Here is an 18,273-nt window from a genome sequence, read left to right on the forward strand (position 1 = left end):
CCCACGTGGCTAAAACATCTGTCGTCGACACCGTCGCCAACCTCGCGAAGCGCCGAGGGATCGTCTATCAATGCGGTGAGATCTACGGTGGCACCAAGTCGGCGTGGGACTACGGTCCGCTCGGCGTCGAGCTGAAGGACAACATCAAGCGGCAGTGGTGGCGGGCTATGGTGACCAGCCGCGACGATGTAGTGGGCTTGGATTCTTCGGTGATCCTGCCGCGCCCGGTTTGGGAGGCGTCTGGTCATGTCGAGACGTTCTCCGATCCGTTGGTCGAGTCGCTGCACACGCACAAGCGTTATCGCGCCGACCACCTGATTGAGGCGTACGAGGCCAAGCACGGGCACCCGCCCGCGAACGGTCTGGCCGACATCAACGACCCCGATACGGGCCAGCCGGGCAAGTGGACCGAGCCGCGCAATTTCTCCGGCTTGCTCAAGACCTTCCTCGGCCCGGTGGACGACGAAGAGGGCATGCACTACCTGCGTCCTGAAACGGCACAGGGCATCTTCGTCAACTTCAAGAACGTCCAGGAGACCGCGCGTAAGAAGCCGCCGTTCGGCATCGCCCAGATCGGCAAGAGCTTCCGCAACGAGATCACGCCGGGCAACTTCATCTTCCGTACGCGTGAGTTCGAGCAGATGGAGATGGAGTTCTTCGTCAAGCCGGGCGAGGACGTGGAGTGGCACAAGTACTGGATCGACACGCGTTTGGCCTGGTACACCGACCTCGGCATCGACCCGGAGAACCTGCGCCTGTTCGAGCACCCCAAGGAAAAGCTGTCGCACTACTCGGCGGGCACCACCGACATCGAGTACCGGTTCGGGTTCGCTGGTGGCGCTTGGGGTGAGCTCGAGGGCATCGCGAACCGAACGGATTACGACCTCAAGACGCACTCGGAGCACTCCAACGTCGACCTGAGCTACCGCGACCAGGCCACCGGTGAGCGCTACACGCCGTACGTCATCGAGCCGGCCGCCGGTCTCACCCGTTCCCTGATGGCGTTTCTCGTGGATGCGTATTCGGAGGACTCGGCCCCGAATACGAAGGGTGGTGTGGACACTCGGACTGTGTTGCGTCTGGATCGTCGTTTGTCGCCGGTGAAGGCTGCGGTGTTGCCGTTGTCGCGTAATGCGGAGTTGACTCCGAAGGCGAAGGACCTGGCGGCGCAGTTGCGGCGTAACTGGAATGTCGATTTCGATGATTCGGGTGCGATCGGTCGCCGTTACCGTCGTCAGGACGAGATCGGTACGCCGTTCTGTATCACGGTCGACTTCGAGTCGCTGGAAGATCATGCGGTGACGATTCGTGAGCGTGATTCGATGTCTCAGGAGCGGGTCTCGTTGGATCGGGTGGAGTCGTATTTGGCTGCGAATCTGATTGGCGTTTAACCTTTCACGTCGGGTGTGACGCTTTTCATAAAAGAATTGTTTCCGCTGGTATAGGGTGCAATTCCGTGCCGCACTCGACATGAGGGACTGAAACCGGCTTTACTGACCATTTCGAACGTCGTACCGTTCATCTGTGCGATAGCTGTCTCCGAAACCAGTCGGCGAACCGGCAACGGGGGAGACCGCAGCGTTGCCCGCCCAAGCACCCATGGAACGCTTGGAGCTGCACAATTGAATACTTCCGGCTAGCTCATCGTGAGAGCGCCCGCCCAATAGGCGGGAGGGACCAGGTTAGACCCCTGGGCCGGATTTGCCTCTCTACCCCAACAGGCAGAGGGACCGAGCTCAAACCTCGGTGATGTGCGCGTTCGAATCGCGCGGGGGGCACAAAGCACCGGTTTAGCGGCCGATGCTGGTGGTGACAGAGTGAGCGGTTCCCGCGCGATCGGGCCGCGAATGTGTGCGACTGTCAGGAACCCAACGGCCAAGTGGCTGAGGGGACGGCTTAGCAGCCCGAAACTGGCATGAGGACTCCTGTAGGTTAATGGCAGACCGGCCGGCCCATAGCCGGGAAAAACCCGGTTCGATTCCGGGCAGGCGTCCCCCATAGCAGGAAGTCGCAGCACCGGGTACCTAATCCTTACGATCCGTGCCCCGGTCGGAGTCTAGGCAACTCCCCACCCACTAACTTCGCCTCTGTCGGTCTGCGGGCACGGTATGCGAACAAGGGCGGGTGGCGCCTCTGCTGGCGTATACCGCACGGCACGCGCCGCCCCGCCCGTTTGACTCGCCTCGGGACTTGAGGGCTTCGGCCTCCCCCCGAGGACATCGGAATTGCCGCGCACAGGATGCGTGGAGCAGTGAGGTCAAAGCTCACCAGTCCTCCCTTCGGGGTGGGCGGTCACATGGCAGACCGCCCGGCAGGGCGCCTGCCACTTATGGGCGTAGCTCAACTGGCTGAGCAGCGGTCTCCAAAACCGCAGGTTGCAGGTTCAAATCCTGCCGTCCGTGCAATCGTTCAGCCCGACCGTTTGGTGCGGGCTGGATTTCTTTGCGACGTAGAGCAGTGGTAGCTCGCCGGTCTCATACGCCGTAGGTCGCGGGTTCGACACCCGCCGTCGCATCTAGGACGGAAAGTTGCGTCGTTGAGACGTGGACGCCGTCCGCCCGCCTGTAGGGAAGTTGGCATCCCGCCTCATTTGGGATGAGGAGACCGCGTGTTCGAATCACGCCAGGCAGACGAGACCCCATGCGCTCGGGGTTGTACATCGGGGTCGGGATGACCACCCGCCTGATAACGCCGGAAGTCACCGGAAGCCGAAAGGCGAAGCGCCGACCCGGGTACGTCGTGCGAAACTGCCTTAACTGTTCCACCGCGATTGGCGGTGACACCTGGCGGTGACGGCCCCGAGTTGCAGACCTCGGTCATCAACGGCCCATCCGGCCGGACTTTTGGTGAGACCCGGTCGACCACAGTGCTGCTTGCGACAGCTTCCGTGATCGCCGGGGCTCTGTTCCTGGTCAGCCGAGTTCGACGGGCTAGGTAGTTCATCATGGTGGGCGTCGGTGCTACGGCGTCCACCCGCTCGGCATCACTCGCGTGACGTCACAAATCTTAGCAGCGCGGGCGGTGGGCATGGCGATGATGGTTCACCCGAACTGCATGTTCGGCTGCTGCCACCCACCCCTGCGCAGCTCGGTACGACAGCGCGAGAAGCGTGAAACCGCCGCCTGGCGCGACGATTATGAGACCCCCGCCAGCGACGCGCTCGGCGACGCGGGTGACGACTGCTGCACGGTCACCCGGATGTTCGGTGTTTCCACGACTACGACTGCGACTACCCGTGCGGCCCATGCATCGGGCAGGAGTGACGATGGCGCGGATGATGGGCACGGCGGCATGGGACGGGCTGTACTGCCACTGCTGCAACTACCGGCGATCGAACCATCACCAACGGCAACGCGAGAAGCGCGAACTGCTGCGTTGGGTTGACGAGTACGAAGACCCCGCCGAGGTGATCGACCGCGCGTGCCGGAAGGGCGGTCCGGACTGCGGATGCCACCACTACCTACCCGGCGAACTTGAAACTTAACTGCGCGTATTGGCGTAGTGCGACCTCCATTGTGAGGTAACGCAATCGGCAGTCGGTGTCTGCCAGGAGAATTCCCACCGCTCGTTTTCGCCACCACCCTCGTACCCCATTCCGCTAGGGGTCGCCGCGCCTTCTCGCGAGCGCCGGCCGTAGGGGATCTCAGGTGGCGGGGCCGCTGGCAGCGCATTGCGCGCCGCGGCCCGCCCGCCGGACCAGTTTTCGCTACCTGGGAGTCCGGCGGGCCCAGCTTCCACTCGCTCGATCGGCCGGGAGGCCACCATGCACATCGGCACCCGACTCATCGCTGCGGCAGCGCTCATTGCCGCTGGGTTGATCGCTGCACCCGCTCCAGCAAACGCTGGCGGCCCAGTCTGCAAAGACACCTTCGCATTCGGCGTCGGAGGATTCCAGATCGACCTGGAGACCTTCCCCCCGAACCTCGGACAGCCATCTCTCTACATCCGCGGCACCGATCAGCCAGTCGGCTACAACTCCATCGATATCAACGACGGCGTCCGTGAGCTCAACAAGCTGTTCTGGGAATACCGCAGCCGTTGCCCCGGCTCACACATCAAGATCCTCGGTCACAGCGGCGGCGCCGCAGTCGTCCACGTCTGGGTATCCCAGCACAAGGACGTCCCCAACGCCACCGCGATCCTCGTCTCCGACCCCAAACGGGCTGCAGGTCCAGGCGGCGACGGGCTCGCCGGCAACCCCCTCGCCGGGCCTGCCGAACTGATCGGTGTCTTCACTGGCGCCGCGGGCACTGATGCTGACTTCGGCGACTTTCCAGTTTTGACGATCTGCAACGCGGGCGACTGGGTGTGCAACGAGGACGCGGGCCCGCACGGCTACCTCTACACCGGTGTGCACGGCGCGTACGACCTCAACCCATGGTCGTACCCGAACTTCGTCCGAGGCAACTGGTTCCCCGAGATCTACTGATCGGAGCTCCATGAGCTACTTCGACACCCCGGAGCTTGAGGCCGCAAGGGCGGCCTTGGACGTCGAATCGGCGACCTTTCAACTCGCCGAGGCTCAGTCCCGCTACGCCGACGCGATGCATGCTCTCGACGCCGCACAGAAGGCGGCCGAAGCTGAGATCGACCAACTGAATAAGGAATTCGAAGAACCTTGATCACCGTGTACACGCGCCCCGACTGCCAGCCCTGCAAAGCAACGAAACGGAAGCTGAGCCAGCTCGGCGCGGCGTACGCGGTCATCGACGTCACCAAAGACCCCGAAGCCCTGGACCTGATCCGGGACCTCGGCTACCTGCAAGCACCCGTGATCGTCGTCCGCGACGGCGGGGAGCTGATCCATTGGGGCGGTTACGCACCCGACAAACTCGAATGGGCTGCACTGTCCCTCGAGACTCACGAACCCTAGGAGCAGCTGATGCGTTTCCGATTGAAGCTGCTCTGGTTCGAGCTCGAAATCGACACCCCCGAACCAGTCCAAGTCTCCTCGACAGACCTGATCGCAGCACTGTGGTCCGCGATCGCCCAAAACCCCGTCCAGCAATACATGCTGGTCTCCGAGGACGACCCTGAGGAGTGACCGGTGAGGCTAAAAGCCGGACCGGCCTGGGCGATCCTGATCAGCGCGGTCACTGTCTACGAGCTCTGCGCTGACACCGACGAACTCTTGACCGCCGCGTGCGAACGCACCACCCGCCGGCATCCGGTAGCGGTGCGTGCCGCGGTCGTTGTCACTGCCGCGCACCTGCTTGGTGTGCTGCCCATTTCTATTGATCCTTTCCACGCTGCCGCGGTTCTCGCGCAGCGATTCCGTGTCGCCCAGGAGGCGACCGTTCCCACCACCTAGAACGCGAGTCCGGCCAGGAGCCCGCCGCGCCCTGGAGGTCCGCCAGCTATGGCACGAAAAAATACAGTTCCCGTCGAGACATTGGTCGCGACCCAGGAGAACCGCAAAAGAGCCCTTGAACTTCGTATGAAGGGCAAGTCCCAAGCGGAGATCGCCGAAGAGCTCGATGTCTCCACATCCACAGTTTCACGTTACATTTCGACCGCGGTCGCTGACATCACCCGCGAAACCGCCGACGAATACCTGCAGCTCGAACTCTCTCGCCTCGATGCAATGCTCGCCGCGATTTGGCCTGACATCATCGGCGACGGCGAAGGTAAAACCTGGCTGATCGACCGCGCACTAGCGATCATGGATCAGCGTGCGAAGTTGACCGGCACTTACAAGACTGCCGAACTTAAAGCGATCGCTGAAGTCAAGGGCGGTGTCGCTGTCGAGGCCACCTCGATGGTCGGCAACTTCTTCAGCCGTCTCGAAGAGCTCGTCGCCGCCGATGCCCTCGCGCAGCGGGATGAAAGCAACCCGGAATGAGTCGCGACGCAGAGTTGACCAGCCTGCTCGACAATCTGCCACTGTCGCGGAAACAAATCACCAGCATCGTCGAGTCCCGCCGCTACCGCGTCTCCATTTGGTCGGGCGCGGTCCGCTCCGGCAAGACCATCGCGAGCATCCTCGCCTTCTACGACGCGGTCGCGAACGCCCCCGATAGCGGCCTGATCCTGATCGCCGGCCGCACCCTGCAGACGATCGAGCGCAACATCCTCGAGCCGATGCAGGACGAGACCGTGTTCGGCCAATGGGCGAAAGAAGTCCACCACACCCGCGGATCGAACACCGCAGTCATCTTCGGCCGCATGGTGTGGCTGATCGGTGCCTCCGATGTGCGTTCCGAGGGCAAACTCCGCGGGCTCACCGCGTGTTTGGCGCTCGTCGACGAAGCGACCCTGCTGCCGGAGAGCTTCTGGACGCAGCTGTTGGCGCGTCTGTCGGTGCCCGGCGCGCGCTGTCTCGCGACGACGAACCCCGACAACCCGCAGCACTACCTGAAGGTCAACTTCATTGACCGGCAGGACGAGCCGGACATGAACCTTCGGGCGTGGAACTTCACGCTCGACGACAACCCTTCCCTGGCCCCGGATTACGTGCGGTCGATCAAGGCCGAGTTCGTCGGCCTGTTCTACCTGCGGAACATCCTGGGGCAGTGGGTTGCCGCAGATGGCGCGATCTTCGACATGTACGACCCTGACATTCATACGATCCCGTGGGATAACCTGCCGGAGATGCGGTGGGTTATCGGCGTCGGTGTCGACCACGGCACAACGAACCCCACCCACGCGATCATCATCGGCCACGGTGTCGACGACGTCCTGTACTGCATGGACGAATGGCGCTACAAGGCGTCCTCGAAAGAGGCCCGGTGGACCAACGTGCAGCTCTCGAAAGGGCTGCGGGACTGGCTCGACCAACCTCATCACCCCAGCGACGACCCTGCGGGCGCCCCCTGGCGCGGGTACGTGGTGGTCGATGGTGCTGCCGCCGACTACCGCGTCCAGCTGAAACAGGATGGCCTGGCGACGATCATCGCGCAAAAAGACGTCCTGTACGGGATCCGCACCCTGACGGCGCTTGTGGGGTCCGGGCGTTTGAAATTCGCGGACCGGTGCACCGAACTGCTGAAAGAAATCCCCGGCTACGTGTGGGATACCACGGCCACAGAGAAGGGCAAGGACGAGCCGGTCAAAGTCAACGACCACGGCATCGACGCCCTTCGCTACTGCATCGTCTCCACTGAACGTAAATGGCGCCGTCAGATCAAACTCAGTGAACTCCCTATCGCGGACGCAGCGTAGAGAAACTGGCGGTTTGCCAACGCCCATAGGATTGGTGTAACCGATCTTGGAGGCTCGAATGTCATTCGCTGATGACCTCGCCGAATTGACCACCCGCGAACCGGTGTTGTGCAAGACCGGTGCGTGGATAGCTGGTCGTGACGACGAGGATCGCGCCGCAATCGAAGCGCATCTCGGCCGCGGCGGATCGGTTTCGCATTTGTGGCGGGCTGCAGTCCGCAACGGGTGCGACGCCGCCGAAACCCGGTTCCGCACCCACTGCCGCCAACTGTGCTCTTGCTACCGAGGAACGGTGACTGCTGCGTGAGCTTCGCCGACGACCTACTGAAACAGCCGACCGCTGCCGAGTCCGAGTTCAAACCGCGAACCGAATTCGACGGTGCCACCGGCGGTTACATTCAGACCGGCCCGCTCGACACCGCACCGAAGTCGCACATCGAACTTCTCGAAGCGTTTGGGTACGACCCGGACGAGGTGCAGATCGTCGGTGCACCGCGGGTCAGCCGTTGGCAGACTTACGACGAACGTTGGCTGGCGGCATACCGATTCACGATCGCGCCCCACATCCTCGGCCTCGACGTCAACGAACTCCTCGACTCGATCCGCGACCGCGAACCACACCAGCCAACCGGTATCACCACCGGCGGCGCGTTCGTGTTCCAAGCGGGTGACCTGCAGCTCGGCAAGATCGACGGTGACGGCGTCCAAGGCACCATCGACCGATACTTCGCCGGCGTCGACAAAGCCATCGCAGACCTCAAGCAACGCCCCAACATCGGCGCCGTGCACCTGGCCTACGTCGGTGACTGCATCGAAAACGGGGGAGTGTCCCAAGGCGGCAAGCTCGCCTGGCGGCAATCGCTCACCGTGACCGAACAGGTCCGGCTGTGGCGGCGCACCCTCCTCGAAACGGTGAAAGCGTTCGCCCCGCTGACCGACGAACTCGTCGTGTCCGTGGTCGGCGGCAATCACGACGACGCCACCCGCCTACCGGTCCAGACCCGCGCGGACGACAACTGGGCCACCGAAGGCGCGATCGCTGTCTCCGATGCACTTGCCGAGAACTCGGCAGCGTACGGGCATGTGCGCGTTCAGGTTCCGCCGCGCGACCAGGGCTACATGACGGTCGGTGTCGGCGACTCGGTATTCACGCTGCTGCACGGGCATCAGTTCCGCAAAGGCAAAGCCGCTGATTGGTGGGCCTCACAAGCGTTCCACCACGGCAACCCGTCTGGCGCCGACTTCCTCCTCCACGGGCACTGGCACGAGCTCGCGATCCAGCAAGCCGCGGCGCGCACCATCATTTGCTCGCCCACCCTCGACGGCGGGTCTGCCTGGTATCGCGACAAGACCGGCGCCGAATCCCGGCCCGGTGCGCTGATCTACACCACCCGCGGCCCCGCCCTCGAAAACCTCAGCCTCGTGTAAGAGGCCCCCACAAACTTCATAGCGTTCGCCCGTGATACGGCGCGCTGACACCCATTTGGAGGTGGCATGCCGCTGCCCGATTACGCAGGCCCATGGCCGCCCGAGCCGCATGATGTCGCCGCCGACGCCTACAACGAATTCACGGCCTGGTGGGCTGGCAACACCGACGACCTCGCCGAAATCTACAGCCGATCAACAGCATTCGCGCCAGTCCGCCCATCACAGCTGATGGGCGGAGTCCGAGGATTCGCTTCCCGACTGTGGTGGGGTCGCCCAGTCCTGCCGGACACAAACCGCCTGCACGTGCCCGCCGCGGCCGATATCGCAACAACTAGCGCGGACCTGCTGTTCGGGCAGCCGCCGAGTTGGCTTTTCAGCGAAGGCGACGCCACCGACATCGAAGGCGCGCAAACCCGTCTGAACGAGCTCATGGACGGCGCCGACACAGTCGCGACATTCCTCGAAGGCGCCGAAACCCAAGCCGCTTTGGGTGGCGTGTACTTCCGGCTCCACTGGGATCAAGCGATCGCCCAGAAGGTCATGCTCAGCGCTGTCGCACCCGATGCGGCCATCCCGCACTGGCGGTACGGGCACCTCACCGCGGTCACGTTCTGGAGGGTTGTCGGCAAGGACAAACGCGGCACCTGGCGGCACCTGGAGCACCACGAACCCGGCCGCATCGAACACGCTCTCTACTGCGGTGACGACGGCTCGATCGGCCGCCGGATGCCGCTGGAGGAGATGACGGCGACCCAGTGGGCTGCCGAACTCGTCGACGAGGAATCGTCGATCCGGACCGGTATCGACGGCATGACCGCCTGCTACGTGCCCAATGTGAGGCCGGCGCGCAGGTGGCGCAGCATCCCAGAACTCGCCCCGTTGGGCCGCAGCGACTTCGAGGGCTTGGAGCACCTATTCGACGCCCTCGACGAAGCCTGGTCGTCCTGGATGCGCGACCTCGACCTCGGCAAAGGCCGCTTGTTCGTCGCACAGAACCTCCTCGAGGACCAAGGCCCCGGCAAGGGCGCCACCTTCGACCGCGAACGCGAGATCTTCACCGCCGCACCAGCTGACGACATGGGCCTCAACGACGAAGGTTCCCTCCGCCTGGTCCAGGCCAACCAGTTCCTGATCCGGGTCGAGGAGCACGCACAGACGTGCGAGAAGATCCTGAAACAGATCCTGCGCGGTGCCGGCTATTCGGCCGCTGATTTCGACGACTCGGACTCGACGGCGATGACCGCGACCGAGGTGTCTGCTCGCAGCAACAAATCGAACCAGACGCGCAACCGCAAGATCCTGTACTGGCAGTCCGAAGTGCCTGAGCTGGCGTTGTCGGCGCTGGCGCTGGACCGCGTGGTGTTCGGCGGACCTGATTTCGGCATCAAACGCGCTCCAGAGATGGTGTTCCCGGTCCGCGTGGATCAGGACCCGGTGCAACTGTCGACGGCTATCGCGAATTTGAAGCTCGCGAAGGCTGTTTCGACTGAGACCGCGGTCCGAATGTTCCACCCGAACTGGTCGAACCTCGAGGTTGAGGAAGAGGTCGCCCGCATCACGTCGGAGACCGAAGCCGAACTGAAGGCCCAGCAAACGTTCCTGGACCCGCCGAGCGACTTCACCGACGGCGATCCCGCCAACGACGACCAGGACCAGGACGGGACTGACCCGTTCGCAAAGGCTGCCTGATGCCGCTCACCCCATCCAACGGCGACAAACACGCCGCACCACTGATCCGCCTGTACCGGCTCGTCGAGCTGGCTCTGTGGCGAATCCTGGCGAAGGCACTCGGACTGGAGAAGGGGTGGGGTCGGCGGTGGCTGACGCGAATGCTGATGCGCCTACCTAACTTCCGGCGCACGGTTCGCCGCCCACTCGATGAGGCTGCCAGGCGGGCGCCGGACATGGTCGCTACCGCGATCAGCCAGGCATGGCGTGACGGCACCCGCGCAGCACGAGTAGACACCGGCTCCCACACTGAGTACTTCGACGACGCCGCGGTGCGAGACATCATCGACCGTGTAGTCGACGGACTCGACACCGCGCACCGCGGGGCCTTGGCTGACACCGAGGCCATCTACCGGCGCGTCGTCGACGAGGTGTTCCGCGACTCGAACGTCACCAGTGACCGGGAAGTTCACGAACTGTTGCGGGCGGCGCTGGCACGTAACGCCCGCTTCGGGCTGGTCGCCACAACCGACCGCCACGGCCGCCGACGCGAATTCGTCGCCTACACCGAACAGCAGATCCGTGCAGGCGTCACCGCAGCCGAGGTCGACGGGTTCTGCGCCCAAGCCCTCGCCGACGGCTCCGACCTGTTCATCGTCTCCGATGTGCCCGGCGCCTGCCGACTGTGCACACCGTTTGAGGGTCGAGTCATCTCGATCACCGGTTCTACGGCCGGCGCGATCACCCGCGACACCCGCACTGGTAGCACAGTCGCGGTCAACGTGATGTGCTCCCTCGCCGAGGCTCGTGCCCGCGGCCTGTTCCACTACGGCTGCCGCCACACGATCAAGGTGTGGACACCCGAGGACCCGACACCACCCCGCGCAGTGCGGGTCTCAGAACGCGAGCGCGCGAACCGGCGGCTCCGCATCGTCGCCGGCCATAGAGACCGCGCACAAGACCGGTTGGTCGCAGCGGGAGTCAGGAATCGCGCCCGCCGCGTCGAAGCGCCACTGATGGCGTCGAACAACGTCGGCAACGACGGCGGGACCAACCAACCGCGCCCGAACATTCCACCCTCACCCTTTGACAACGCCACTACGGGCATGGAAGTCGCGCAGATCCTGCAATTGCGCCACGGCATCCCCGTCGAAGGATTCGACACCCCCGGCCTGTCTCTGGAAGTCGTGCAGGAATACGCCCGCGCCGTCGACGACATGATGACCCGCTACCCGCAGATGCAACCGAACCGCATCGTGATCGGGCCGGTCCGGCATCCCGAACCGGAACGAGTCTTCGGCCAAGCCCCGAACCGGAAACCGAAGGGGCAACGCAGGTATGTCGAGCACATCGTCCTCAACGAACTACACGCGGGCGACCCCGACGTATATCGGACCGCGATGGAAGCTGACGTCGCTGACCACTACCACTCTCAGGGCTTCGAGCAGCGCCCTGTCTACGCGGTGATGGTCCACGAGTTCGGGCACGTCCTCGACGTCGCCGGTCAGCACGAAGGCCAGAACGCGGCGGAACGGACCCTGGAGCAGCATTGGATCCAGAACCACCCGCGCCGCGCCGACGAGTCAGCACGAGACTGGCTGGCCCGCTACCCCGTGTGGTTGCAGCAGCTTCCGCTCTACTGCTTCAAGGGCGATGGCAAGCTGAACGCACAGGAAGCTATCGCCGAGGCGTTTGCTGAGGTAGAGATCCGCGGCGACAATGCTTGCGAGCCCGCGAAGGTGCTACACAAGCTGCTGGTCGACAAGTCGAGGGGGTCGTCGTGAGGATGGGGAGCCGCGAACCCAGCGAGGACGAACTTCGCACCTGGTTCGCTTACGTGCTTGCTGTGGCCCGCGACGAGGGACTCTCGCTCACCGACATCCCGCTCGACTTCGACACTACGAGCGCTGTGACCGCGGTCGCTGATGCCTACCCGGATCCTTCTGCAGAGTTGATCGTCGCGGCAGAAGCGGCGTTCGCCGGCATGCTCGATGGCACGAATGCCCAACGACGTGCCGAACAAACGCGCGCAAGACTTTTGGGCAACTAGCAGTTTCGTAGGCTCGTAGTGTAACGGCAGCACAACTGACCTTGGTTCAGTTAGTTCAGGTTCGAATCCTGGCGAGCCTGCCAGAAGGAAGCTACCTCCGCAGGGGACAAACAGGTCTTGAAAACCTGGGGTGGCCTGAAAACCACGGAGTTCGAGACTTCTAGCTTCCGCTTCTAAAAAGAATCTTCCCGCCCATTTTGCGCGGGTGCAATAACCCCCAGTTCTGGCCTTTCTGCCCTGGGGGTTTCGTCATTTAAACACCCCGTTCGGCCAGGTTGCCGCCGGGTGTTTCTGCGTGTCCAGGAGGCACATTCATCATGGCAGACGAAGCCACCACCCAGGAAACCACAACTGAATCCGTCACCGACGTTGCCGAAATCTCGGAAACCTCGACTGACACGGTTACGGATACCGGTGCCGATGTACAGGGCACCGAAACCGAGACCGAAGCCGACACCAAGACCGATGATCTCACCCCGGAAATCTCGCGCCTGAACAAGGAAGTCGACAAACTCCGCAAGGAAGCTGCCGCCAACCGTGTCAAGGGCAACGAGAAGGCCGAAAAGGCAGCGCAGGACGCCGCCAAGAAGGCCACCGAGGAACTCGTCTCGAAGCTCGGCAAACAACTCGGCCTCGTCCCCGACGACGCCGAACCCGACCTCGCAGCCCTGCTCAAGGCCGCCGAGGACCAGGCGAAGCAGCACGCCACCGAGCGTGACACCTACGCAGAGAAGCTGCGGGATTACGCCCGCAAAGACGCCCTCGCCGACGCCGCTAAGGCATCTGACGGCGATCTCGAATCCATTCTCGATTCCCGCAAGATCTCGCAGGAAATCGACGCCCTCGACACAAACGACGACGAATTCGCAGCCCAGGTGGCCGAGATTGTCGCGAAAGCTGTCGAATCCAATCCGAAGCTGAAAAAGGCGCCCGCCCAGGCGGCGGCTCCACGTAGCGGCGGTGACCACTCCGGCGGAAACGCAACCACAGGTTCGCGTTCCCCGAAAACCGTTGAAGACTTCCGGCGCGCAATTCAAGAAGCCGCCGAAAAGAAGTCAAAGTAATAGGAGCCACTAATGGCAAACACCCTTCTCACTCCCGATGTGCTGGCGACTGCCGCGCTCGCGAATCTGTACGAACAGCTGTGCATGGTGCCGTTGGTTTACACCGATGTGTCGACCGATTTCACCCGCGCGAAGGTCGGCGAGACCGTCAACATTCGCAAGCCAGCCACCTTCACCGCGAACACCTTCGTCCGCGCTGACGGCATCACCATTCAGAACGCCACTGAGACCAGCGTCCCGGTCGTCCTGAACACCATCAAGGACGTCTCGTTCGCGGTCACCGCCGAGGACCTGACCCTGCACCTCGAGGACTTCACCGAGCAGCTGCTCAAGCCTGCTATGGAGGCCCTCGCGCAGTCGATCGACCGCGCCATCATCGCGCAGGCGAAGGCCGACTTCGTCCAGATCGCTGGCACCGGTACCGGTTTCGAGTGGAACAAGCCCGAAGTTCTGATCGAGGCTGACCGGCTGCTCAACATCAAGAACGTGCCGCCGAGCGAGCGCGCCGCGGTGGTCGGTCCGACGACCCGCGCGAACTGGCTGAACAGCGAGTGGCTGAAGCACGTCGACAAGTCTGGCTCGACCCAGGCCCTGCGCAAGGGCGCGATCGGCGACGACCTGATCGGCTTCGGCGCCTACATGACCCAGAACATCGTGCAGCCCGCCGGCAGCCCGGCGACGGGTCAGCCCACCACCGAGGTCGGTCTCGCGTTCCACAAGACCGCGCTCGCGCTGGCCTCGGCTCCTCTGGCCGCGCCGTCGGACGGTTCGTGGCACTCGGTCAAGTCCTACAAGGGCCTGTCTCTGCGCCTGGTCAAGAAGTACGACATCAACAAGAAGCAGGACGTCTGCTCGCTCGACATCCTGTTCGGCACCAAAACGTTGGACGCGAACCGCGGCGTTCTGCTGCGCGGCGCGCTGGCGGCGTGACCTAACCCCGTGCAGCCCGCCCCGCGCGGGCTGCACGGGCGACCGGCACCCGAACCCCCTCCAGGAGTACAGAAGTGGCCCACTTCTACCAGTATCTGCACGACCCGTCCTGGGTCATCGAATCCGACGAGCCGCGCGACGATCTACTGGCGTGGGCGTACTGGTCCGAGATCCCCGAACCCGCCACACCGGAACCCATCCCGGCTCCGCCTGCCGCCACACCGGCGCCAGCAGGCGAGCCAGTGAACGAGGCACCGACGGCGAGCACCGAAGACCCCAAGGCTGACGACCAAGCGGCCACCGCTGACGTTCCGGTTGCGGAAGCGCCCGCTCCCGCGACCAAGCCCGCACCGCGCAAGGCGCCGGCGAAGTCGGCCCCGAAGAAGGCCGCGTAACCGATGCTCACCTACGCCGAACCCGACGACTTCGCTGACGGGTGGCTGACCGAGCTCCCCGACAACGCGACCGCGGTCCGGCTCATCAGGTACGCCTCCCAACTCGTCAGGTACGCAACACGCCTCGACCTGTACGACACGTACCCGTCCGGGCTTCCCGTCGACCTCGACATCGCAGAAGCCATGCGTGACGCCACCTGCGCACACGCCGCCATGTGGCATCTCGCCGGAATCGACCCGGCTGCCGGGACCGTGGGCCGTGAAATCGCCATCGCCTCTCAGACCGCTGACGGCGGCAGCGTCACCTACGCCGGCCATATCGGCCTCGACGAGATCGAACGATCCCTGTCGGCCCTGTCACCAACAGCACTGCGGATCCTCCGCAACGCTGGCCTGGCATCTACGAGGCCGATCACATGGTGAATTACGCGCACCCGACCTACCCCGGCGGGACCATGCTCACCGTGATCCGCGGCGCCGACCGTAACTGGGAAGGCGACCCCAACACCTCGGCCACCACTGAGCATCAGATCGGACCGTGCGACATCAAGTGGAACACCGACACTGAGGATTCCAGCAAGGGCGAGTTCGTCACTGTGACAGCACGCGTCACCGCACCACACGGTGACGACGTCCTCGAAGGCGACCGTATCCGACACCCCGACGGCCGCGTCTTCGTCATCGACGGCCAAGTCCGAGAAGCACCAAACGGATTCACCGGATGGTCCACCGGGCCGCGGTTCACTATCGCGAAGGACGGCCCCAATGGAGTACGACAGCGCTGACTTCAATCTCGACCGCGACTTCCTCCGCACCAGCTCCGAACTCGGCGAATTCCTCCAAGAAGTCGCCGAACAGGGTGCCGACCGGTGGGCGTTGCGTGTCCGCTGGCGCACCGGCTTCAACGCCACCCACGTCGAAGCGTTCGTCCAGCCCGACGCCCGCGGCAACCAGGAAGGCGTCGTCGCCGCGACCGGCCACTACGCCCGCTTCCGCGAGCACGGAACCCGTTGGAACCGACCCGAGCACGTGATGCGCGACTTCATCCGAGACGTGGAGGGCTGATATGCCGTTGCCGCCGTATCCAGAGTTCGACGAGGTCCTGCGTGCCCTGCTCGGTGACATCGCACCGGTTGTGACATTCGAGTCCGACGCGCTCGACCCGCCCTTCATCTACGTCACTCGCGTGGGTGGGCGCGAAGACGGCGTCGCCGACAACCCGATCATCGATATCGAGTACATCGCGACGACTCGCGCCGAATCGAAAACACTGAAAACGGCAGGTCAGGAACGTATCCGCGCCGCCGGGAACACCGCACCCGGCGGCTACCTGATCGACGTCGCCGAGGAAACCGCTGGCGGCCAATACATTCCGCCGATGCAACGCGAGTACCGGGGCGTCACCGCCACGGTCCGGCTGTCTTATCGCCGCGTCCGCGGCTGACACATCACCTCTGACACACCACCCGAAGGCCGGAAGGCTGTCGGGCTCTGTGGTGTGCCCAAATCAAGGAAAACCACATGCCTGCTGTCACTTTCGACCAGGTCGCAAACTGGAACCCCGATCTCATCCGTCGCCCGAATAAGGGCTTCGTGTTGATCGGCGACATGTCCGCGACCATTCCCTCCGCCTTCACTTCTGGCGTCTCCGCTGAGTTCCAGTCGCTGAGCGCGGCCGGTTTCGAGTCGCTCGGCCTGATCGACAAGGCGGCCCCACCCACCTTCACCCCCGAGGTCGAGTCCAGCGACGTGGAGGCGTGGGGTGCTCTTGAGCCGCCCCGCACCGACGTCATCTCCCGCAAGACCACCGTCTCGGCGACGATGCTCGAAACCCGGCGTCGCAGCTTGGAGCTGTATTCCGGTGTCGACCTGTCCGCGATCGTGGCGGACCCGACGACCAAAGAAGTCCAGTTCAACGACCCGACTGCCCCGGAGACCCGCTACCACCGCGTGATCCTCGGCCTCGTCGACGGCGCTGGTGCGAACCTCATCTACTACCTGCGGATCCTGCCGCGCGCCACCGTCACCTCGGTCGGCGAGCAGACATGGGGCCAGGAAGCCGCGCTGGCCTGGAACGTCACCTGGGCCGCGAAGATCGACGACGACCTCGGCTACAGCGTGAAGCACGTCCTGTGTGGCCCCGGCATCGCGCCGCTGCTGGCCGATATGGGCTTCACCGCGACCGCGTCCGTCCCGACGATCTCCTCGCACCAGCCGGTCGGCACCTTCGCCGCAGCGGGTTCGGAGTCGGTTGTCCTGTCCGGTCTGCATTTCACCGGCACCACCGCAGTCACCGTCGGCGGCACCGCTGCGACCGACTTCACCGTCATCAACGACAGCCTGCTGGCGATCACGACCCCGGCCAAGACCGCGGGCTCGCACAACGTCCTCGTCACCAACGCGACCGGCCCGTCGACCGCCTACGCGGTCACCTACGCCTGATCGCTCACTGACCGCCTCCCCGCGCGTGATTCCTGGCCGCGCGCGGGGACGGCACCTTCCTCCACTTCTTGCCAGGGCCCAGCCAGGAGACCTCCCGCAATGGCTTTCACCCCTATCCGCCTTGTCTCGCCCGACGGCGTGTCCGTCCTCGTGAGCAACGCCACCGACCGCGAAACCCTGCTCGGCCGCGGCTACACCCCCGAACCCGCGCCGGCGCCCGCCCGCGCCCCTGAGCGCCCGCGCCCCGTCGTGAAGCCCGCCGACACCAAGACCAGCAAGTAACCCCTCTGCCAGGAGAAACGATCATGGCTGCTGCCAAGAAGATCAACCCCGCCGCGAAGTCACGGTGGGCGACCATGCGCGACGAAGCCCGCGCCAACCACAAGGCCCGCCCACCGTACCTGTTCGACGCCGTCGACCCGCCGATCGAGATCAGCGCACCCGACACCATCGAGCGTGTCACCGCGATGGCCGAGCTCATCGACGGCAAGGGCGAATTCGAAGCGAAGGCGCTCCGCCGCCTCGTTGCCGCGATCTGCGGTGACGCGTTCGACAAGGTCTGGGCCATCGTCGAAGACGAGCCATTCGAGCTGCTGTTCGCCCTCGTCGGCGACATGAGCGACCACTTCAACGCCGTTCCCGGCGCCGAGGCCGGTGATCTGCCGGGGGGCGTCTAGCCCTCGTTCTCCTCATTGAGGAGTTCGGGGAAGAAATCGAATTCGACCTCCGCCAGCGCCTCGGCGTCGACCTCGCGGACTACTTCCGAGGTCGACGCCCTTGGGCGCAGCTGATCCGGTTCCTTCGCCGCCTGCCGATGGACAGCTGGTACCAGTCCGCGCTCGCGATGGACGAAGAGGTCGGCTGGGCCCGCGCGCAGAAGGAGCGCCCGGAGAAGCCTGAACCGCTTGCACCACAAGGCTATTCGCTGGAAGTGCTGACGATGATCCGCCAGAACGACCTGCTCAAAGAAGTACTCCGGGTACTGCCTGCCGTGTTCGGCGGCAAGCTCCCGCCGCCATTCCCACCGGAGCCACGCCCGCAAACAGCGGAGCAACGGTTCCGCGACGCCATCGAAAAGATCGAACTCACCGACGCGGTGAACGCACTTCTCGACGGCACGACCAACTGAACATCG

The 18,273-nt window shown here is 64.2% G+C and carries 25 protein-coding genes and 6 tRNA genes; 30 read left to right on the forward strand and 1 reads right to left on the reverse strand.

Translation table 11 applies throughout. The features are described from left to right. The first annotated feature begins 5 nt into the window (after positions 1 to 5). The 14 genes from ACFWFP_RS29245 to ACFWFP_RS29310 all read left to right on the forward strand — a co-directional run bounded on the left by ACFWFP_RS29245 (position 6) and on the right by ACFWFP_RS29310 (position 7,161). The gene (locus ACFWFP_RS29245; RefSeq protein ID WP_379300334.1) at positions 6 to 1,391 is read left to right on the forward strand and encodes a glycine--tRNA ligase; all 1,386 of its coding nucleotides are present in this window, start codon (positions 6 to 8) and stop codon (positions 1,389 to 1,391) included. A gap of 312 nt (positions 1,392 to 1,703) precedes the next feature. After that, positions 1,704 to 1,778 (forward strand) — tRNA-Leu (locus ACFWFP_RS29250). 141 nt (positions 1,779 to 1,919) lie between these two features. Next, a tRNA-Met gene (locus ACFWFP_RS29255) sits at positions 1,920 to 1,998 on the forward strand. A gap of 331 nt (positions 1,999 to 2,329) precedes the next feature. Beyond that, positions 2,330 to 2,402 (forward strand) — tRNA-Trp (locus ACFWFP_RS29260). A gap of 41 nt (positions 2,403 to 2,443) precedes the next feature. Beyond that, positions 2,444 to 2,515: transfer RNA gene (locus ACFWFP_RS29265), tRNA-Met, on the forward strand. A gap of 43 nt (positions 2,516 to 2,558) precedes the next feature. Beyond that, positions 2,559 to 2,631 (forward strand) — tRNA-Pro (locus tag ACFWFP_RS29270). Positions 2,632 to 3,265: 634 nt separating this feature from the next. Continuing rightward, a complete protein-coding gene (locus tag ACFWFP_RS29275; RefSeq protein WP_379300338.1) occupies positions 3,266 to 3,484 on the forward strand; it encodes a hypothetical protein in 219 nt (72 codons plus the stop codon). A gap of 279 nt (positions 3,485 to 3,763) precedes the next feature. Beyond that, the gene (locus tag ACFWFP_RS29280; protein ID WP_379300340.1) at positions 3,764 to 4,429 is read left to right on the forward strand and encodes a cutinase family protein; all 666 of its coding nucleotides are present in this window, start codon (positions 3,764 to 3,766) and stop codon (positions 4,427 to 4,429) included. Positions 4,430 to 4,439: 10 nt separating this feature from the next. Beyond that, the gene (locus tag ACFWFP_RS29285) at positions 4,440 to 4,622 is read left to right on the forward strand and encodes a hypothetical protein (protein ID WP_379300342.1); all 183 of its coding nucleotides are present in this window, start codon (positions 4,440 to 4,442) and stop codon (positions 4,620 to 4,622) included. Continuing rightward, entirely contained in the window at positions 4,619 to 4,873 is a 255-nt protein-coding gene (locus ACFWFP_RS29290; RefSeq protein ID WP_379300344.1) for a glutaredoxin domain-containing protein, read from the forward strand. Before ACFWFP_RS29285 ends, ACFWFP_RS29290 begins: the two co-directional genes overlap by 4 nt. Positions 4,874 to 4,882: 9 nt before the next feature. Then, on the forward strand, positions 4,883 to 5,044 hold the full coding sequence (locus tag ACFWFP_RS29295; RefSeq protein WP_379300346.1) for a hypothetical protein: 162 nt from the start codon (positions 4,883 to 4,885) through the stop codon (positions 5,042 to 5,044). A gap of 3 nt (positions 5,045 to 5,047) precedes the next feature. Then, complete coding sequence (locus ACFWFP_RS29300; RefSeq protein WP_379300348.1) at positions 5,048 to 5,311, forward strand: hypothetical protein; 264 nt, start codon at positions 5,048 to 5,050, stop codon at positions 5,309 to 5,311. 48 nt (positions 5,312 to 5,359) lie between these two features. Further along, on the forward strand, positions 5,360 to 5,842 hold the full coding sequence (locus ACFWFP_RS29305; protein ID WP_379300350.1) for a sigma factor-like helix-turn-helix DNA-binding protein: 483 nt from the start codon (positions 5,360 to 5,362) through the stop codon (positions 5,840 to 5,842). Next, positions 5,839 to 7,161: a PBSX family phage terminase large subunit gene (locus tag ACFWFP_RS29310; protein WP_379300352.1), complete on the forward strand. Its 1,323-nt coding sequence runs from the start codon at positions 5,839 to 5,841 to the stop codon at positions 7,159 to 7,161. Before ACFWFP_RS29305 ends, ACFWFP_RS29310 begins: the two co-directional genes overlap by 4 nt. A gap of 61 nt (positions 7,162 to 7,222) precedes the next feature. Here the strand turns inward: ACFWFP_RS29310 and ACFWFP_RS29315 are convergent, their stop codons facing one another. After that, on the reverse strand, positions 7,223 to 7,420 hold the full coding sequence (locus ACFWFP_RS29315) for a hypothetical protein (RefSeq protein ID WP_379300354.1): 198 nt from the start codon (positions 7,418 to 7,420) through the stop codon (positions 7,223 to 7,225). A 44-nt stretch (positions 7,421 to 7,464) separates the two neighbouring features. Between ACFWFP_RS29315 and ACFWFP_RS29320 the strand changes: the two genes are divergently transcribed. The 16 genes from ACFWFP_RS29320 to ACFWFP_RS29395 all read left to right on the forward strand — a co-directional run bounded on the left by ACFWFP_RS29320 (position 7,465) and on the right by ACFWFP_RS29395 (position 18,267). After that, complete coding sequence (locus ACFWFP_RS29320) at positions 7,465 to 8,589, forward strand: hypothetical protein (RefSeq protein ID WP_379300356.1); 1,125 nt, start codon at positions 7,465 to 7,467, stop codon at positions 8,587 to 8,589. A 66-nt stretch (positions 8,590 to 8,655) separates the two neighbouring features. Beyond that, complete coding sequence (locus ACFWFP_RS29325) at positions 8,656 to 10,278, forward strand: phage portal protein (RefSeq protein WP_379300358.1); 1,623 nt, start codon at positions 8,656 to 8,658, stop codon at positions 10,276 to 10,278. Beyond that, the gene (locus tag ACFWFP_RS29330) at positions 10,278 to 12,041 is read left to right on the forward strand and encodes a phage minor capsid protein (protein ID WP_379300360.1); all 1,764 of its coding nucleotides are present in this window, start codon (positions 10,278 to 10,280) and stop codon (positions 12,039 to 12,041) included. The genes ACFWFP_RS29325 and ACFWFP_RS29330 overlap by 1 nt, the downstream gene beginning before the upstream one ends. Then, complete coding sequence (locus ACFWFP_RS29335; protein WP_379300362.1) at positions 12,038 to 12,307, forward strand: hypothetical protein; 270 nt, start codon at positions 12,038 to 12,040, stop codon at positions 12,305 to 12,307. The genes ACFWFP_RS29330 and ACFWFP_RS29335 overlap by 4 nt, the downstream gene beginning before the upstream one ends. 9 nt (positions 12,308 to 12,316) lie before the next feature. Then, positions 12,317 to 12,390, forward strand: a tRNA-Gln gene (locus ACFWFP_RS29340). Between the two features lie 234 nt (positions 12,391 to 12,624). After that, positions 12,625 to 13,371: a hypothetical protein gene (locus tag ACFWFP_RS29345; RefSeq protein WP_379300364.1), complete on the forward strand. Its 747-nt coding sequence runs from the start codon at positions 12,625 to 12,627 to the stop codon at positions 13,369 to 13,371. A gap of 12 nt (positions 13,372 to 13,383) precedes the next feature. Next, positions 13,384 to 14,301: a P22 phage major capsid protein family protein gene (locus ACFWFP_RS29350; RefSeq protein WP_379300366.1), complete on the forward strand. Its 918-nt coding sequence runs from the start codon at positions 13,384 to 13,386 to the stop codon at positions 14,299 to 14,301. A 74-nt stretch (positions 14,302 to 14,375) separates the two neighbouring features. After that, the gene (locus ACFWFP_RS29355) at positions 14,376 to 14,696 is read left to right on the forward strand and encodes a hypothetical protein (protein WP_379300368.1); all 321 of its coding nucleotides are present in this window, start codon (positions 14,376 to 14,378) and stop codon (positions 14,694 to 14,696) included. A 3-nt stretch (positions 14,697 to 14,699) separates the two neighbouring features. Beyond that, positions 14,700 to 15,119 carry a hypothetical protein gene (locus tag ACFWFP_RS29360; protein ID WP_379300370.1) on the forward strand — a complete coding sequence of 140 codons (420 nt, stop codon included), beginning with the start codon at positions 14,700 to 14,702 and terminating at the stop codon, positions 15,117 to 15,119. After that, positions 15,113 to 15,481, forward strand: a complete 369-nt coding sequence (locus tag ACFWFP_RS29365) for a hypothetical protein (RefSeq protein ID WP_379300372.1) — start codon at positions 15,113 to 15,115, stop codon at positions 15,479 to 15,481. Before ACFWFP_RS29360 ends, ACFWFP_RS29365 begins: the two co-directional genes overlap by 7 nt. Next, the gene (locus tag ACFWFP_RS29370) at positions 15,462 to 15,761 is read left to right on the forward strand and encodes a hypothetical protein (protein WP_379300374.1); all 300 of its coding nucleotides are present in this window, start codon (positions 15,462 to 15,464) and stop codon (positions 15,759 to 15,761) included. Before ACFWFP_RS29365 ends, ACFWFP_RS29370 begins: the two co-directional genes overlap by 20 nt. A 1-nt stretch (position 15,762) precedes the next feature. Further along, entirely contained in the window at positions 15,763 to 16,140 is a 378-nt protein-coding gene (locus ACFWFP_RS29375; RefSeq protein ID WP_379300376.1) for a hypothetical protein, read from the forward strand. A gap of 77 nt (positions 16,141 to 16,217) precedes the next feature. After that, the gene (locus ACFWFP_RS29380) at positions 16,218 to 17,138 is read left to right on the forward strand and encodes an IPT/TIG domain-containing protein (protein ID WP_379300378.1); all 921 of its coding nucleotides are present in this window, start codon (positions 16,218 to 16,220) and stop codon (positions 17,136 to 17,138) included. Positions 17,139 to 17,237: 99 nt separating this feature from the next. Further along, the gene (locus ACFWFP_RS29385) at positions 17,238 to 17,420 is read left to right on the forward strand and encodes a hypothetical protein (RefSeq protein WP_379300380.1); all 183 of its coding nucleotides are present in this window, start codon (positions 17,238 to 17,240) and stop codon (positions 17,418 to 17,420) included. A gap of 23 nt (positions 17,421 to 17,443) precedes the next feature. Further along, a complete protein-coding gene (locus ACFWFP_RS29390; RefSeq protein ID WP_379300382.1) occupies positions 17,444 to 17,815 on the forward strand; it encodes a hypothetical protein in 372 nt (123 codons plus the stop codon). Positions 17,816 to 17,952: 137 nt separating this feature from the next. Further along, positions 17,953 to 18,267, forward strand: coding sequence for a hypothetical protein (locus ACFWFP_RS29395; RefSeq protein WP_379300384.1), 315 nt, complete (start codon positions 17,953 to 17,955; stop codon positions 18,265 to 18,267). Positions 18,268 to 18,273: the final 6 nt, after the last annotated feature.

It is taken from the genome of Nocardia sp. NPDC060249 (assembly GCF_042728755.1).
In the GTDB taxonomy this organism is placed as follows: domain Bacteria; phylum Actinomycetota; class Actinomycetes; order Mycobacteriales; family Mycobacteriaceae; genus Nocardia.